The organism is Terrabacter sp. RAF57, assembly GCF_052113925.1.
GTDB lineage: Bacteria > Actinomycetota > Actinomycetes > Actinomycetales > Dermatophilaceae > Terrabacter.
Map to the genome: position 1 here is coordinate 1 of NZ_JBFRDT010000009.1, position 15,946 is coordinate 15,946.

General features: G+C 70.5%; 13 protein-coding genes. 6 read left to right on the forward strand and 7 right to left on the reverse strand.

Features of this window, described 5'->3' with window-relative positions; genetic code table 11:
* Positions 1 to 939: 939 nt before the first annotated feature.
* The 6 genes from AB4Y83_RS12030 to AB4Y83_RS12055 form a co-directional block, all read right to left on the reverse strand.
* Entirely contained in the window at positions 940 to 2,469 is a 1,530-nt protein-coding gene (locus tag AB4Y83_RS12030; RefSeq protein WP_442297020.1) for a hypothetical protein, read from the reverse strand.
* 199 nt (positions 2,470 to 2,668) lie between these two features.
* The gene (locus AB4Y83_RS12035) at positions 2,669 to 2,968 is read right to left on the reverse strand and encodes a hypothetical protein (protein WP_442297021.1); all 300 of its coding nucleotides are present in this window, start codon (positions 2,966 to 2,968) and stop codon (positions 2,669 to 2,671) included.
* A 172-nt stretch (positions 2,969 to 3,140) separates the two neighbouring features.
* Positions 3,141 to 3,440 (reverse strand): hypothetical protein, encoded by a 300-nt coding sequence (locus tag AB4Y83_RS12040; RefSeq protein ID WP_442297022.1) that lies wholly within the window; start codon positions 3,438 to 3,440, stop codon positions 3,141 to 3,143.
* A gap of 284 nt (positions 3,441 to 3,724) precedes the next feature.
* Positions 3,725 to 4,657, reverse strand: coding sequence for a hypothetical protein (locus AB4Y83_RS12045; protein ID WP_442297023.1), 933 nt, complete (start codon positions 4,655 to 4,657; stop codon positions 3,725 to 3,727).
* Complete coding sequence (locus AB4Y83_RS12050; RefSeq protein ID WP_442297024.1) at positions 4,654 to 6,423, reverse strand: caspase family protein; 1,770 nt, start codon at positions 6,421 to 6,423, stop codon at positions 4,654 to 4,656. The genes AB4Y83_RS12045 and AB4Y83_RS12050 overlap by 4 nt, the downstream gene beginning before the upstream one ends.
* 11 nt (positions 6,424 to 6,434) lie before the next feature.
* Positions 6,435 to 10,994: a hypothetical protein gene (locus tag AB4Y83_RS12055; RefSeq protein ID WP_442297025.1), complete on the reverse strand. Its 4,560-nt coding sequence runs from the start codon at positions 10,992 to 10,994 to the stop codon at positions 6,435 to 6,437.
* Between the two features lie 237 nt (positions 10,995 to 11,231).
* Here AB4Y83_RS12055 and AB4Y83_RS12060 point away from each other — a divergent pair, with 237 nt between their 5' ends.
* The 6 genes from AB4Y83_RS12060 (at position 11,232) to AB4Y83_RS12085 (ending at position 15,046) form a co-directional block, all read left to right on the forward strand.
* Entirely contained in the window at positions 11,232 to 12,209 is a 978-nt protein-coding gene (locus AB4Y83_RS12060; RefSeq protein ID WP_442297026.1) for a CpaF family protein, read from the forward strand.
* A complete protein-coding gene (locus AB4Y83_RS12065) occupies positions 12,206 to 13,198 on the forward strand; it encodes a type II secretion system F family protein (RefSeq protein WP_442297027.1) in 993 nt (330 codons plus the stop codon). The genes AB4Y83_RS12060 and AB4Y83_RS12065 overlap by 4 nt, the downstream gene beginning before the upstream one ends.
* Positions 13,195 to 14,025 carry a type II secretion system F family protein gene (locus AB4Y83_RS12070; RefSeq protein WP_442297028.1) on the forward strand — a complete coding sequence of 277 codons (831 nt, stop codon included), beginning with the start codon at positions 13,195 to 13,197 and terminating at the stop codon, positions 14,023 to 14,025. Before AB4Y83_RS12065 ends, AB4Y83_RS12070 begins: the two co-directional genes overlap by 4 nt.
* 75 nt (positions 14,026 to 14,100) lie before the next feature.
* Positions 14,101 to 14,304 (forward strand): DUF4244 domain-containing protein, encoded by a 204-nt coding sequence (locus tag AB4Y83_RS12075; RefSeq protein ID WP_442275802.1) that lies wholly within the window; start codon positions 14,101 to 14,103, stop codon positions 14,302 to 14,304.
* 41 nt (positions 14,305 to 14,345) lie between these two features.
* Positions 14,346 to 14,669: a TadE family type IV pilus minor pilin gene (locus AB4Y83_RS12080; RefSeq protein ID WP_442275803.1), complete on the forward strand. Its 324-nt coding sequence runs from the start codon at positions 14,346 to 14,348 to the stop codon at positions 14,667 to 14,669.
* A complete protein-coding gene (locus tag AB4Y83_RS12085) occupies positions 14,666 to 15,046 on the forward strand; it encodes an Rv3654c family TadE-like protein (RefSeq protein WP_442297029.1) in 381 nt (126 codons plus the stop codon). Before AB4Y83_RS12080 ends, AB4Y83_RS12085 begins: the two co-directional genes overlap by 4 nt.
* Positions 15,047 to 15,127: 81 nt before the next feature.
* On the opposite strand, the gene AB4Y83_RS12090 is transcribed toward AB4Y83_RS12085, so the two are convergent.
* Positions 15,128 to 15,592 carry an RrF2 family transcriptional regulator gene (locus AB4Y83_RS12090; protein WP_442297030.1) on the reverse strand — a complete coding sequence of 155 codons (465 nt, stop codon included), beginning with the start codon at positions 15,590 to 15,592 and terminating at the stop codon, positions 15,128 to 15,130.
* Positions 15,593 to 15,946 lie beyond the last annotated feature (354 nt).

Below are 15,946 nucleotides of genomic sequence, written 5' to 3' on the forward strand. Positions count from 1 at the left end.
AGATCCTTCGCTACCTGGCGCTGCGGAACACCGTCCGCGACCAGCCGCCGGATCAGAGCCCAATCCTCCACTGAGATCACCCAACCAATCTGTCTGGGTGGCCTCGTTTTCGACCGTCGCTATGGCCTCGTTTTCAAGCGTCGTCGACAACCGTTGCCCTTAACGCGGTTCCAACTCCCGGGCAGTGCCCACATCGTCGCTGCAGGGTCGCTCCTGGGTGACTTGGCGACAAGGCCCACAGTTGCCGTATCGCAACATCGGAGGCCCTTCCGATGCGCGTCGAAGGCGCTCATCGACGCGAAGAGCTGGCCGCAGCCGGAGCAGCAGCCGATGCGCTCGCCGTGAGTGGCGACGCTCCCGCAGTGCGGGCATGGCTCGGTCATGATTCCTCCGGAGGGCGCTTCTTGGTGCTGCAACTCGCCTGTGCGGTCCTTGCAGCGCTGGCGGGTGTACGGATATCCCCCATGGTCTGTGCGGCGGTCTGACCCGACTTCGCGGTGCTCACTGGGACCACACCCGAGGTGCGGGCACGCGGCGGCCCTTCGCGATGGCACGCAACCTGCACGGCAAGCACGGCACCCGTGGGCCTGCCTGGCCCCGAATGCCGCGACCCGCAGTCCGGGCAGGCAGTCGGCGGCGTCTCAGGGAGAGGCTTCGGGTCAGGTGAAGCACGCTTCCGCTCGGGGTGCTTGGGTTCGGGCGACGCAGGCCCGGCCGGGGTGATCGCGAGCCCTGCGCATCGTCGAATCCCGCGGTGTCCACGAGCGACTGGGAAGCCAAGCCCTCTGAGTGCCAACCCGAGCTGCGTCGCGGTGCCGGTTGGGACGCCTTTGGCCTCAGCCCACGAGAACCAAGATGCCCACGCGTCTCCGGCGGGCTCCCACAGAAGCTCGTTGACGAGGCAGCGTGCGTCGACGAACCGGGCGACCTCGAGGGCGCTCACTGCTCGGCCGCCCTTGCGTTAGTCATGGTTGCTCCCGATCTCGTGGAAGCCGTTTGGGAGAGATCGGGGCTCAAGCGCCCGTAGCGAGCCGATGTGGGGGCGTCTGCCCTGTTGAGTCCTCGGATGTCAGTGCCAGAAATGTCAGTAGGTGAAGCCGTCAGGTGCGCGCACGCGTCACGCGCATGTGCGCGGTGGTGGGTACTGACATTTCTGGCACTGACTCTGAGCGCGGCCGGGTCGATTCCGTCGGCCAATCGGTAGCTCCACAGGGTCCCTGGGCTGCCCCCATGCATGATCTCTTGCTCGACGCAGGTCAGCACCCCGAGCATGTGGAGCGCCTGCAACTGTCGGTCGACCGTGGCTCGCGGCTTGTCAACACGCTTCCGCACCTCTGCCGTCGTGGCACCTGGGTGCGCCGCCACGTCGTCCACGATGAGCAGCCGCAGCGGCGGCATCGAGTCCCGAGCGCACCGGATCGCCAGCCGCAGCGCGTCCGTGCGTTCCATCCCGATTGCAACCCCGCCACGTATGAGCTGCTGTAACTGCCTGACGAACCGGGTCGGCATCTCAGGGGCCATCGCGTCGACCACGTGGCCCCGGTAGTCGAAGTCGACGGCGGTACGAGCCAACGTCACCAGATCGGCCGCAGCGATCAGGCGGTCATCCTCGTCTGTTGTCGTCCTCACCGGGGTCGTGCCGATCCCCGCAATCACCCCCGCGATCGCCGCAGCCAATTCGTCGCGCATCTGCACCTCGGAGCCGGTGTTGCCGAGCGTCCGTCTCGCAGCGGACTCCCGACCCAAGTGGGAGTCGATCCGCAGCAGCACGAACCGGTCACCCATCTGCGCAATCACGGAGTGCGCCGAGTCCCACGCCGTCGTCACCGCGCCAACAACGACGATCCGGCCCGCCCAGTCCATAGCCCTGCCCCCGTCGGTTCCGACGTTGCGTGTCCAGCGCCCGTCATAGACCTCCCTGAACGCCGCGAGGACCTCACCACGCATTTCTCGATTCATCGACAGGATCGACGTGACGTCCTTGATGACGAGGACCCCACGGTCACCGATCTGCCGCAGCAGCCCACCTGTCGCGTCCTTGGCGCGCTCCTTCTGGCTCGTGGCGGACAGCAGCGCACCGGGCGAGGAGACCGTCGATGTGACGTGTGCGCCGATCCCGGCGAGTGCCTGAACCGTCTCCGTCTTCGCGTTCCCCGAGCCGGACACGATGAGCAGCCAGAGGGGGTCACCGTCGAGTCGCTCGACCGCAGCAGCAGCAAGGACAGCGTCGATGGCGTCGAGGTCGTAGTCCGCCCCGAGCCAGCGCGTGAAGACGGCGTGCGCGTTCGCGAGGGACATGGTCGGGCCTTCCGGCTCGGGAACTTCCACGTCGGCGTAGTCCCGTCCGTAGAGGGGCTCGTTGTGGGGTCGGGGCAGCGGGACCGACGTGTCGTCGCCGCTGCCGACCGTGTCGACTACCGCTCCCCAAGCCGTGCCTTCGGTCGGGCCGGTTGCGCTCCTCGCGGTCATCAGTTCGCGCCTCGCACGCTGTAACGGGCATGCTCGAGCTCGGCTCGTACGCCGGGCATCCGTTCGTCATCGACGAACCACCCGCGGTTCACCGCGGACCAGGAGGCGGCGGCTTCTTGATCCATGAGCCCTTGACGAATCGGATTGCGCATCAGAGTGTTTCGCCAGTCGCTTGTGGCGATGGCGTAGTCAATTCGCCTCACGTGGACCATCGGGCCTCGCGTCGGGCGGCCACAGCGCGGTCGGCCGCGGCGTCACGCTCAGGGATCCGCGCCATGGTCTGCACAAGGGTGAATGCTCGGTGATGACGACGAGCGGCATCGTCGTCGGCCAGCCCGCGACCGCGCTCGATCCCGTGGCGCAACCCAGCCTCGTAGCCATCACACCAGATCAGGAATTCGGCCGGCGTCAGTCCCATGATGTCCGTCGGTTCATCGGCGACGTCGGCGGTCCGTGCGACTGTGGGAGCGCAGGTGCGGTCGTCGGCGGCGCCAGTCATAGCGGGTCACCACCGTCGACCTCAGCCCCGGGATGACCGTCGCGCTCCTCCTTCGCACGGCGTGAACGCCGGGCCAGTGTCAGGAGGGCAACGGCCCTCTCGACCTGGTCGTCGCTCAGGACATACAAGGGGGGCGCGATCGGGGACGCGACCGCCCTCGGCTGCTCGCCCATCACCGGGCCTCGATGTCGTCGGCGCGGTCGGGGTCGAGGATGGCGATTTGGGCGTCGGGGCCGAAGGCGAGCAACCCCGCCCTGACCCGCGTCAGCGGCAGCGCCGCTAGCGAGCTGCAGACTTCGTCGAGGTCGAGCCTCACGCCGCGCTGGCCGGGGACAACGTAGGCCCGGACGTACCCGCGGCGGACCCAGTTGCGTACGGAGTTCTCGTTGCATCCGAGCTGGTCAGCGACGGCGGCGACGGAGAGGAGGTTCGTGCTGTTGGAGAGTTCTGACAAGGGGATGCGTCCCTTCACGGGAGGTGTGCATCCGGCCCTACTGCCAGCAACGCTCGGTTCGAGATGTTCTCGCTGTCCCTCACATCTTACTGCTCGAAGCCCACTCCGAACGGAGGTTCCCGACCAATTGCTAAGTTACGCAAGGGAATTGGTGTCAGCTGGGCTGTGACATCCGGAAGATGTATGTATGCGGCTAGGTTTGGACGAGCCGTCGCACCCGGGAACACGCGTCCCCGTTCCGCTTGTCCACGAGCGCAGCCGGGTGACGCGAGAAGGCCTCGTCCGGCTGCGCTCCACAGTGGTCAGTCTGATGCGGTGAGTGCGTCGTAGATGGTCTTAGCGACGTCTGGGTCGTCCAAGTAGCCGCTGATACCGTGCCTGTTATCGGTGTGGTTGTCGACGTCGATTTTGTTACGCACTGCCGGCGTCACATTGACACGAGGCGGTGAGAGTGGCCACAGGGCGACGACGTCGCGAGGGTCTGCGGCGTTGAACCAGTCCGCGACGGGCGGCCGGCTCACAGGCGCGAGAGCCGTCCTGATGGCCTTGACGCCCAGCGGGCAGCCCACGGTGACCAGTAAGGGCACCTGCCACCCTTGGGTAGCGGCTTCCTTGCGCAGGATGTTGTAGGCGACCACGCTGCCTAGGGAGTGCCCCACAACGATGGTCTCGACGCCCGGGGTGAGGGCTTGGCGGACGCCGCTGTCGATGACGTCGCGGATGCCGGGGTTGCGCAGGTACTGGTAGACGTCGCGGGTGACTAGAGCGAGGGTGGCGGCGCCTGCGCCGGGCACGTGCTCGTCGAGCACCTGCAGCACCGCGTGCATCCACGCCGTCGGCCGGACGCCCTTCTCGACCGTAACCGGCCCGGTCGCCCGGAGTGAGTCGGCGCCGTCGCGTCGTGGAACCCCGGCTGCAGCCTCCTGGATCTGCTGGTCGGTGATTCCGACCGCCTGGCGGGCCTCATCTAGAACGTCGGCAAGGAAGTTCTGCTCGTCGGTATCGTCTTCGGTGCCCTTGATGACGACCGCGGCGGCGGTCCCGTCGGTCACGCCTCGGGACATCTGGTCGAGGGTGTCGCCGTAGTAGGGAAAACGCACCGACTCTGGGCTGGTCGGCAGTTCCCGACCGTTCGGGAGACCCCGGTTCAGTGCTTCGAGCCACTCGGTCTTGAGGGCGGCGGGGTCCTTGTCCTGTTGGGAGCGTCCATGAATCAGGACGAGCTCACGGGTCATCGGTCCTCCAAATCGGTCATGGCGCTGCGCAGGTGCTGGCGTGCCGTGGCGGCGAAGATGCTCCACGGCGAGGACATGAGGTGTGGCGACAGCCGGGCCAAGAGCTCTTGGTCGCCTGCCTGACGTGCGCGGGCCAGCGCCCAACCCTGTGACAGGGCCGGGTACATGGGGCTGGTCAAGATCGCGGCGTTGGGTTCGTCATCGAGTGAGGATCCCCTGCCGGAAGTGAGCATCGCAAGGTCGTACCAGACCACCCCCAGTTCGCGACTCAGGACTCGACGCATCTCGTCCAGACGGGGCCGCCTGCGGCTCAGGTCGTGGTAAGCGTAGGTCGCGTACAGGGCCAGCGAAGGGTCGAGACTCTTCTGGACCTGCATCTGGCGCGCCAGCGCGCCCGCGGACTCCTCGTCCTCAAGGTGGAATACACCCTGACGGGTTGCGGCGGCGATGACCGACCGCAGCCGCCTCAGGTCCCTCAAGCGATCCTCGTACGCGGGCCGCAACGACGTGTACAAGGCAGGCTCGTAGGACACGTCCACGAGCTCGTCCTCATCGAACAGCAGGCCGCCGATGAACTCCCCGATCGCGGGCAACATCGCCACGCTGCCGTTGTCGAACTCGAGCAACACGTTGCACGCGCCCCCCCGCTCCTGGTGCACCCGGACGAACTGCCCCCCGGGCAAGAGTTCGGTCGCGTTGCGCGGTGCCCACGCATCGACAACTCTCCTGCCCTCGACGGTGAACCCGCACGCCGTCTCGAAATGATCGCGGACCGGCGGCTGCTCCCCGCGCAGGACGTCTCGCTCGAAGACCGCCACCGCCGGGTCGACCGCTCGATCATTCTCGAGAACGTCGCTGACGCTTGGAGGTCTGCTTCGGCCAGGCGTCAGCACCGCATCCAGGACCTGCTCGCTATACACGTCGACGGGCATGGGGAGGTCGGCCACGTCCACGGAGCGTGCGGCCGGTGGGAGGCTGGCAAGTGCCAGCTGTGAGAGCCACGTCCCGTCGGCGCTGACCCGAGTCTCCGGGATCTGCCAGGTTGTCCAAGGCACCCTCAGCTCGCGAAGTCGTGCGGGCACCGCGGTTTTGAGGTACGTCTTCAACGGCGCCGGCCAGACCCGGCCCTGTCCGGGGTCCTCCCCCGGCTGAAGGACGTCCGGGGCGCTGCCCTGCAGCGCATCGACCAGCGTCTGCGTGTAGACCGCCATGTACGTCACGGGGGTCTGCGGCCCGCCGACTCCCACCTCGAGGGCGGGCCGTCCGAGTGTGCACGCATAGAACCGGTCAACCGCTGCCTCGTCCGACCCGCCGCCACGGTTCGGGAAGATCGGGGTCCCGGTGACCGCCTGGCCCACGATGCCGGCCGCGGGTGTCCGGCACGCGTCGGAGATCAGCACCACATGCGGGATCCCGCAGTACTCCGCCAGGTCCGCGCTCCCGCGCACGTTAACCGCCTCGGAGGCGTCGTCCGGCGCGTCCGACAGCAGCCAGTACTCGTTGTAGCCGACGTTGACCCCGTGGCCGCTGAAGTACACGATCAGCTGTTCCAGACTGGCCAGGTCCACCAGGTCGCGCACTGCGGACGAGATTGCCTTGACGTGCACCGGCCCGACCGTGTCGGTGATCCGGATGACCAACTCGTCCGGGATTCCCTGCCCCCGCGCCCACCCCGCCATCAGGTTCACCCCCGCATCGACCGCCTGCAGCACCGGTAGACCACCGCCGGTCCTCGAGACCCCCACCAACACCACGGCACGCTCCATGACAGCCCTCCTCAGTCGTTCTCGTCCGTACAGGTGGCGTCCGTGCCGCTGGAGAGTGTCTCGCTTGCAGTGGCGATCTGGTCGAGCACCGCTACGACCACGGCCGCAGAACTCTCGTCAAGTTCCAGAGTCAGGGGGCCGACGTCGCGTTCCCCGGCCAGGACCCGGCGCACGGCTGACGAAAGGGGTGCTTGGTGAGGGTCTTCGGTCATCAGATCGAGCATGGGGGTGAGCTTGGCCGCGGCGTCGGTGTCCCCGAGGGCGGCGGCGGCGGCGAGTCCGACGCCCAGAGCGACCTCAATCTCGTTGGCGCCTTCGCCCTCGCCAAGCGCGCCCAGGTGCGTGAGGGTGCGCCAAGCGTCAGGGTCGACGGGTTGGGTGCCGTCGAGGGCGGCCAGGGTGCGGGTCAGAATGGCGGCCTCGGCCTCGTCCAGATCGCCAGTGAGGGTGTCGGCGTCGCGGTTCCCGGCGGCCACGAGGCGCAGTGCCGCGGTCAGGGGGCGCCAGTAGGGAGACTCGGCCCATGAGTCGAGCGCGGCGTCCATGACGGTGGCAGCGTCGGGGTTCCCGCCTGTTGAGGCGACGACCGCGGATACGACCGGTCTCCACCGGCTCAAGTAATCCGCGGCACCCTGGTCCGGTGGCAGAGCACGGGCGGCGGCGAGCACCTCACCCATCGCTGTGTCCGGGTCGGCGGCGCGGGCCGGCAGCCGCCCGAGCAGGTCGGCCAGGTGCACGCCGGGCACCTGATCCACGATCTGGCACACGTCGGCGAACGTCGCCGGGACCGTCTCCGGGTCGGCGCCGGACATGAGCTGGGCCAGAGCGCGCAGGTGCTGATCGAGGCTCCCATCGCCGGCCTGGTACATGATGATCGCCCCGGCCAGTAGGTGTGCCCACGGTAGCGCGATCGGCTCGCCGGTGTCCTCGAGGTAGCCGGCGAGGATGTTGTGGCTGTCAGCCACGGCGCTCGGGTCTTGTATGGCATAACTCAGGCGCAGCGCGTCCGTCGCGAGCCGCACAGCGGCGTCGAGGTGCCCGAGCTGGTCCTCCACCTGCGAGAGGGCAGCGATCGTAATACCCAGGACAGCCATATCGTTGTTGGCGTCGGCTACCTCGCGGCACCACAACAGTAGGTTGCGGGCCTGCGTGAAACGCCCAAGCCACAAGAGCGCTTGGTAGTCGTTGACCGCCGACGAGACGATCTCCAGCTCGGGTGCACCACGACTCCGCAGGGACGCGAGCTTCTCGGCGTTGAGGTTCAGGGCGTCCTGCCAGCGCCCCAGGTTTGCGGCAGCGCTCCGGCCGATGCTCAGCAAGTTCTCGCGGACGCCGAACGGGAAGACCGCGCCGTCGGGGTCGCCCTCGGGGGGCAGTTCGACCATCCGCGTGCGGAGTCGGCTGACCTCCTTGAAGACTTCCTCGCTGCCTCCAAGGGCTTGAAGGAGCATAAGCCGCATGCCCTCGTCGAGGAGCTGGCTCCACGGCCCGTAGCCGGCTCGCCGGGTGTGCTCCTTCTTGGTCTCGACGAGTGCAAGCGCCTCCTCGAGGTGCCCGGCATCCCGGTACAGGATGACCAGGTCGCCGGCGATGGCCGAGGCCATGCCATGGTCCTCGCGAGTGGCGGCGGTCTCGAGCAGCGTACGCAGCAACGGTTGGGCCTCCGCCGGCCGCATCAGCGCGAGCAACCGCGCGTGGGTCCGCCCCAGGGACAGCTCGGCGTCAGTGCCTTTGGTGGCATCGGCGGCCGCCCGGAGGAGGGGTAAGAGGGCGGCTGCAGTCTGCGGGGAGCGGTCCCGGCCTAGGACTTGCTGAGCGACATTGTCGAGGTCGCCCCAGCGGTGCCGGCGGGAGAGGTACGGCATGGCTGAGCGCGCGGTGGTCAGCACCATCCGGCCGAGGCCCTCGCCCTCGCCGTGCGCAGCCCGGGCGACCTCCAGGACCTGCGCGAGCTTTAGGAATCGGGCGAGGACAACCTGCCAGAAGTCGGCGGCGAGCTCCTCGAGGGCGGCGGTGGCGTCCGGGGGTGTGGCGGCCCGGACCGCTTCGGCGACCCCGGGGTGGACCCGGTAAGTGATCGGGCGGTCCTCGGCCGCACCTTCACCGCCGCCACCGCCGGTGAAGGTCGGTGTGGCGTCGCCCGCGCTGGTATGGCTGGTCGTGGTGTCGATGTTGACCAGGGCCTGCTCTAGCAGCGGCGCCAGCGCCTGTTCGAGGGGTGGGGTCTCGCCGGACTGGCCGAGCGCGGACCAGACGACCGGCCACACGTCTTCGAGGACGGACGGGGTGCGGTCATCCTCCTGCAGGCACGCGAGCAGGGTGAGTAGGGCCGCGGCCGGCTCGGGCAGGTCCGCGGTGGTGGCGCGGGTCCAGCCCGCCAGCACGGTCAGGTAGTCGGTGTCGGTGGCGGTCGGCTCCCCGGTGTGCAGAAACGTCTCGAGTCGGGTGCCGGTGGTCAGCCAGGCCCGGTCGGCCTCGTCGAGCCGGGCGGCCAGCGTGGTCGGGTCGGCGGCCTGACCGTCGGCCAGCTCGATCAGCTTGGGGTGTCCCTGCAACACCGTCAGGGTGCGCGCCAGCAGCGCCGACGCCTCCGACCCGGAGAGCGCTCGGGTGCCGCTGCCGGCGTCGGGGGTGGCGGTGTCGAGCAGCGCGCGCAGGTGCGGCCACTCCCGGGCCAGCAGCACCGACTCGGCCAGCGACAGCGCGTGGACCGGCTCGACCACCAAGCCGGTGGCCGAGATCTGCGGTCGGGTCCGGCTCGTCATGACAACGCGCGAGCCTCCGGTGTGGCTGGTCACGGCGGTGACGAACTGTTCCCAGCGCGGGTCGCGCCACTGCCCGTCGCCGGTGAGCAGGTGCTCGAGGTTGTCCAGCACCAGCAACACCCGCGTCTGCTCAAGGAACTGGGTCAGCGTCGGCAGGAACGCGGCCAGCTGCTCCGGGCTGGTTACCAGGTGGACCATCGCCAGGCCCGGGATCTGACGTTCTAGGTCGAGTGCGAGGCCGGTGAACGCTGCTGCCACGTCGGTCTCCCCGAGGGGGCCTTGGTACCAGATCAGCCGCTGGAACGAGTCCTGGTGGGTGTAACTCAACTCGAGCGCGCAGGCAGTCTTCCCGGCGCCGGCCATTCCATGAAACAACACCCCGATCTTCCCGGACTGTGGCGCGAGCGCGGTGCTGGCCCGGGTCATCGGCCCGACCCGGCCGACGAACCGCTCCGGCTGGTCCGGGAACACGGCCAGCTTGATGCGCTCCGCATCGAACACGAGCGGCACACCCTCGGGGGCGGACAGCTTTAGTTCCAGCGCCCGGCGCCCGAACAGGGTCGGCGTCCCCACTGACAGCGCCGGTGCGCCGGTGGTGACCCCGCCGGCGGCAGGCAGTGCCCGGGGTAGCGCCAGCCCCAGCGCCCGCGCGACCGGCTGGCCCTTGCCGACGACCATCGAGAAGAACTGCCCGGTCAGGTCGATCGCGAAGTCGTCCACCACCGAGAACCGCATCGCGAGCACCGCGCAGTCCAGCCGGTCCACCAACGCCGCAGCCACCACCGGCAGCCCTGCAGTACCGGTACCGGCCCGGGCAGGGCGGACGCTGGTCTGACCGATCGTGGAACAGTCTGTGCCCCCACCGGTCATGTCCCTACCGGCGTGAGCTGCATCCGACGCCGGCGCGGCAGCACCCCCGCTGTCGTTGTCGCGGTCGCGGAGGCCGAGCAGCCGCAGGTGCTCGTTCGCGGTCACCGCCGCCGACTCGCACGACGCCAGCGTGATCAGCTTCAGCTGATCCGCGGTTGCGTCCAACAGGTCGACCAGGTCGCGGCTGCTCACCAGGTCGCGCTTGCCCGTGTCGGTTTCCAGCAGCAGCCCGTCCGGCAGCCCGTGCCCGGACAGGTGCACGATGTCCCACCCGGCCTCCTCCAGCAGCGCATCCTCCAGCCGGTCCCTGGTCGCCCCGTACTGCAGCACCTTCAGCTCCACCGCCCGGTTGTTCGCTGTGGCGATCTGATGCACCAGACGTGCCAGCGCGTACCGCTCCCGGCGCAGGTTCAACGCCCCGGCGTCCTCGGGCAGGCTGAACACCCCCAGCATCCGCAGCCGGGCGCCCACCGCCCGTTTGGCCCGCACCGGCCGGTCCGGGAACAGGTCGGTCACGAAGGTCACCCGCTGCGCGGCCAGTTTCCGACCCCCCACCCGGGCCAGCTCCCACGGCAGAAACGCCAACAGCCCGGCCCCGCCATCCTGGCCGGCGGTCGCGTCACCGGACGCGGCACCGGCGGGAACCATCAGACGCACCGGCCCCGGACGCGCCGCCAAGGCGACCGCCACTGGACCGAACAAGTTGTCGGTCACCCAGTCGCCTACCTGCGCGACGAGTTCCGCCTCCGAGGCCAGCCGCCGGTCGGGCGCCGCATGGGACCGCAGATACCACTGCAGATCCGTGAACGCCTCGAACTGCCACGCTGAGCGGTCCACATCCACCGTGTGGTCAGATAGGAACACCCCTGCGTCATCCGACAACCGCCACCGCCACCGCGTCGGACCCGCGAAGTCCAGAACCTCCAACTGCGACACAGCCTAACCCCCGTGCCCATCCGGCGGTCCGAGAGCCCGGGCGCCATATCTAGCCTCTCAGCAGGACCGCGAAATGGCTGTCCGAATGGCTAATTTCCGATAACCGCCCCTCGCGCTGCCAGCCCGTCGTTTGCCGCGACGAAGACGCGGAGCGCCCCCGGGTTGATTTGGAGACGGCGACGATCGGCGGGTGTCTGGTCTGCATCGCGCTTGGGACGCCCGGGGAGCACATCACGGATGTGTCAACAGCCGCATCGAAGCGATATATGTCCAAACCTTGGTTTCGACGAGGCCAGTCCGTGGGTCGACGGGCAGCTCCCGTCCGGCGCTCGGCTCCACGCGATGCTGCCGCCGCTCGTCGACGGTGGCCCGCACATCACGATCCGGGTGCCGCCCGCGGATCCGGTGTCCCTCACCGAGCTCTGCGGTCGCGCGATGATGCCCCCGGAGTGGGAGCCCGTGCTGCGCGCCGTGGTCGCCCGGCGGCTCGCGTTCGTCGTCTCGGGCGGCACGGGAGCCGGCAAGACCACCCTTCTGGCGGCACTCCTCGGCTGCAGCGACCCGGTGGAGCGGCTGCTCGTCGTCGAGGACGTGCGCGAGCTGACGGTCGACCACCCTCACCTCGTCCGGCTCGAGGCCCGACCAGCCAACGTCGAGGGCGCCGGCGAGGTCACGTTGACGACGCTTGTGCGGCAGGCGCTGCGCATGCGCCCCGACCGGATCGTCGTCGGCGAGGTCCGTGGGGCCGAGGTGCGGGAGCTGCTGGCCGCGCTCAACACCGGCCACGAGGGCGGGTGCGGCACGGTCCACGCCAACGCCCCGGCCGACGTCGTGGCCCGGTTCGAGGCGCTCGGTGCCCTGGCGGGCCTGGCGCCCGATGCGGTCCGGGCCCAGCTGGCGGCTGCCATCGACGTCGTCGTGCACGTGATGCGCGACCGCGGAGGGCGGCGCGTCGCCTCGGTGGCGGCGCTCTTCCGTCGCGACGGCAACCCCTGCATCGTGCCCGCGCTCGAGTGGGACGGACCCGGTCACGAGCCCCGGTGCGGTCCGGCGTGGCCGGCGCTCTCCGGCCGGCTCGGGCTGGAGGCGGAGCCCGTTCGCCCGACCGTGAGGACGCCCCCGGCTCTGACCTCGACCCCGCCGCCGGACCCGGTCTCGCGGCCCACGGTCCCGGCCGCGCCACCGATCCCGGCCTCGGCCGCGGAGGCGTCGTGAACGCCGGTGCCGTCGGGGCGCTGGCCGCGCTCCTGCTCGGTCTGGCCGTGCTCCTGTGGCCGAGCGGGGTGTCCGCTCGGGCGACCGCGGTCGACCTCTGGGGAGGTGAGTCTCCAGGAGGTGAGGCGGGCGCTGGGCTCTCCGGGGGCTTGGCCGGCGGGCCCGGTGGTGGGCCCGGGCGGCACGCCGTACTCGGCTCGGCAGCCGACGGGTTCGCAGCCGGCCATGGTGGAGCAAGCCTGTGGCAGCAGGACCCGGTCGACCTCTACCGGCGCTGGCGACTTCGCCGACGGCCGGGAGCGCTCGTCGACGACGTCCTCGACCTGCTGCGCGGCATCGGTCCGGCCCTCGGGGCGGGCCTGACGCCGAGCCGCGCCATCGAGCTCGCGGCCACCTCGACGCTCGGTGCCGAGCGGGTCCAGCTGGCCCGACAGGCCCAGGCCCGACAGGACCAACGGTCCCGCGCGCGCAGCAACCGGCACGCGGCCTCCCTCTCGGCTCCCCGCCGACCGTGGTCGTCCGGCGGCACCGCACGCGGCGATGACCGGCCGGCCGCCGACATCGACCGGCTCATCGGCAGCCTTCTCGACGCGAGCCACCGCGCCGAGCCGACCTCGCCGGTCTGGGCCGAATGGGCGGCCCGCAGCGCATCCGCTGAGCTGGCACTCGTCGCGGCTGCCTGGCGCCTGTCCGAGACCACCGGCGCCCCGCTCGCCTCCGCGGTMGACCGCGCGGTGGGTGGGCTCCTCGACGCTCGCACCCGTCGGGGCAAGGTCGCGGTCGCCGTGGCCGGGCCCCGGGCCACGGTCACCGTCCTGACCCTCCTGCCGCTGACGGGCCCGCTCTTCGGGCTGGCCTGCGGCATCGACCCGGCGACGCTCTACCTCGGGTCTCCGATCGCGACGGTGTCCGTCGTGGCGGGGGTTCTTCTCGTCTGGGTCGGGCGGGTCTGGTGCTCCCGAATGGTCCGTCGGGCGGTGCGGCCATGAGCGCACTCGTCGTTGCTCCTGCCGCCGATCCTGGCGTCGTCGAGGCGATCGCCGAAGCCGTGGCCCTCACCGACGTGGTCCTCGGCGGGCGTCTTCTCGGAGTCATGGCAGCCGGCCTCGCTGCCGGGGCCGTGCTCGTCCTGCTCGGCGGTCGCGGTCACCCGGTCGTCGGCGCCGGCCACGAGACGCCGAGCATCGCCGTCGGGTCAAGTCCGACAGACCCGACCCGCTCGACGGATCCGACCGGTTCGACCAAGGCAACCCGCCCGACCGCTTCGACCCACCCGACCGGTTCGACCTACGGCATCGGCTCTACGGACCGCTCCCCAGCCGCGAACCGCGGTGGCGCAGTGCCGGCCCCGTCCGGCAGCACGAAGGACGACGGGAGGCGGGCCACCGACGCCGAGGTGTCCTCTGCCCTCGCTCTGCTCGCCCTGGCGTACCGGTCGGGCCTGCCCACGTGGGACGTGCTCGAGGCGGTGGCCACCGGGCTGAGCGGGCGCGCGTCCACGGACCTGCGGCAGGTCGCGGCTGCCCTGAGGTGGGGAGCGACCGAGGCCGATGCCTGGGCCTCCGTCGGCCCCACGTGGTCGCCGGCCGCACGCGCGGTGGCCATCGCCCACCAGGCGGGCGTGCCGCCCGGAGCGATGTTGCTCGCTGCCTCGGACGACCTGCACTCCGCTGAGCTCGAACGCCTCGAGGTCTCGGCGGCCAAGGTCGGCGTCCGCCTCGTCGCCCCGCTCGGTCTCGTGCTGCTCCCGGCGTTCTGCCTGACCACGGTGGCGCCGCTCGTCATCGCCCTCGCGGGTGACCTGCTCGCTGCCTGACGTGGCACCCGAGCATCCCTCCACCAGGGGACACAGCGTCCCGGGCACCCTGCCCGGGCGAGGAGAGGAGAACCCATGACCCATCAGCTGATTCGACGGCTCACGCGTCGCCGGATGACCTCCGGACGCCGCGACCGCGGGATGACGACGGCGGAGTACGCCGTCGGCATCATGGCGGCCTGYACCTTCGCGCTCGTGCTGCTCGGAGTCGTCAAGTCCGACGCGGTGCGCGGAGCCCTGGCCGGCATCGTCCAGAGCGCCCTGGGGATCGCGGGGTGAGGTCGCGTCGCCCTCGACCCGCACCGGGTCGGGAGCGCGGGATGGTGACGGCGGAGCTCGCCGTCGCCATCCCGTCGGTCGTGCTCCTGCTCGGCATCTGTCTCGTCGCGGTCAACGCAGCCGTCGACCAGATCCGGTGCGTCGACGCTGCCCGGGTCGCCGCACGAGCGGCGGCCCGTGGCGACGACCCGGCGCGGGTCCGTGACCTCGCCGTCGAGACGGCGCCCACGGGCGCTCGCGTGCAGGTCTCCGGCGTCGGTGGGGGAGTCCGGGTCGTCGTCTCGGCCCGCACCGGCGGCTGGGGGCTGCTGCCCGGCTGGGAGCTCAGCGCCTCAGCCGTGACACCCGTCGAGTCGCCGTCATGACGACCGTGCCGATCGGGCGGGTCGGGCCGACACGTCCCCAGGGCGAGCGTGGCGCGGCGAGCGTCCTCGCGCTGTCGGTCGTGGCCGTGGTGCTGGTCCTCACCATGGGCGGTCTCGTGGTGGCGTCCGTGGTGGTCGCCAGCCACCGGGCTCGGGTGGCCGCCGACCTCGGCTCCCTGGCCGCCGCATCGGCGATGCAGGACGGTGCGGACGCGGCTCAGGCGTGTGCGGTGGCGCACCAGGTGGTTCGCGCTAACGGTGCAGCGACACAGTCGTGTTCGTCGATGGGGGCAGACGTCGAGCTGCGCGTCACTGTCCGGGCGCGACTGTGGCCCGCGCCTGCCACGGCCCGCGCACGTGCAGGCCCCCAACGCTGACGGCTGGGGGCTGACGTCCGGCACGATGACGGCGGAGCACTGACTGCCGAACAGTGACGGCAGAGCGCTGACGGTCGGACGTCAGCGGTTCTGCCAGGCGTCGGGGGCGGTGAGCAGCTGACGCACCCGGTCCGGTAGGTCGCCGGTGCGGAGGTCCTCGAGGGAGGTGTCGTCGAGCACCTCGCGCAGGCTCGCACGGACGGCCACCCAGAGGCTCGGCAGGTGGGTGGCGACACCTTGGTACTCCGTCTCGTGCGGTCGCAGTCCGCGCACCTCGGCGAGCGGACCGTCGACGGCGCGGAAGATGTCGGCGACGCTGATCTCCCCACGCGGCCGCCCGAGCACGTAGCCGCCGCGGGCACCGCGACGGCTCAGGACGAGGTTCCCGCGGCGCAGGTCGGCGAAGATCGCCTCGAGGAACTTGCGCGGCAGCTCCTGCCGGGTCGAGAGGCTGTCGATGCTGATCGGGCCCGAGCCCTCCGCGTCCGACTCGGCGAGGATGAGCATCGCGCGGACCGCGTAGTCGACTCGTGCCGAGATGTCCACCCATGCAGTCTGCCGCACCCGCGGTGACCTCCGTGCCAATCGGGCCCACCGGCGAGGTGGCGCCGGTGTCCGGGACCGCGGCGGGACGACAAGAAGTGGGGACGTGACCACTCGATGGGTCGCGAAGCATCGGGGTGTGACGACGGGGCCACTCGACGGTGCGGGTGTGACGACGGGGCCACTCGACGGGTGGCGACGCACCGGGTGTGACTGAGGCGGCGAGGTGTCGTCCCCTCGCCGCCTCAGTTCACTCGGTGACCCGAGCTGCCCGCCCGCGTCGCTCGGCGACGAGAGGGGCTTCACGGCATACGTTATGCCGTCGTCCGCGCCCGTGCGAGATCTGTCCCACGTTGG

What these genes read in the sequence shown, in the direction of transcription:
- AB4Y83_RS12030 (WP_442297020.1), bottom strand. Translation starts at nt 2,469, where the DNA reads ATGACCGCGAGGAGCGCAACCGGCCCGACCGAAGGCACGGCTTGGGGA.
- AB4Y83_RS12035 (WP_442297021.1), bottom strand. Translation starts at nt 2,968, where the DNA reads ATGACTGGCGCCGCCGACGACCGCACCTGCGCTCCCACAGTCGCACGG.
- AB4Y83_RS12045 (WP_442297023.1), bottom strand. Translation starts at nt 4,657, where the DNA reads ATGACCCGTGAGCTCGTCCTGATTCATGGACGCTCCCAACAGGACAAG.
- AB4Y83_RS12050 (WP_442297024.1), bottom strand. Translation starts at nt 6,423, where the DNA reads ATGGAGCGTGCCGTGGTGTTGGTGGGGGTCTCGAGGACCGGCGGTGGT.
- AB4Y83_RS12060 (WP_442297026.1), top strand. Translation starts at nt 11,232, where the DNA reads ATGTGTCAACAGCCGCATCGAAGCGATATATGTCCAAACCTTGGTTTC.
- AB4Y83_RS12070 (WP_442297028.1), top strand. Translation starts at nt 13,195, where the DNA reads ATGAGCGCACTCGTCGTTGCTCCTGCCGCCGATCCTGGCGTCGTCGAG.
- AB4Y83_RS12080 (WP_442275803.1), top strand. Translation starts at nt 14,346, where the DNA reads ATGGTGACGGCGGAGCTCGCCGTCGCCATCCCGTCGGTCGTGCTCCTG.
- AB4Y83_RS12085 (WP_442297029.1), top strand. Translation starts at nt 14,666, where the DNA reads ATGACGACCGTGCCGATCGGGCGGGTCGGGCCGACACGTCCCCAGGGC.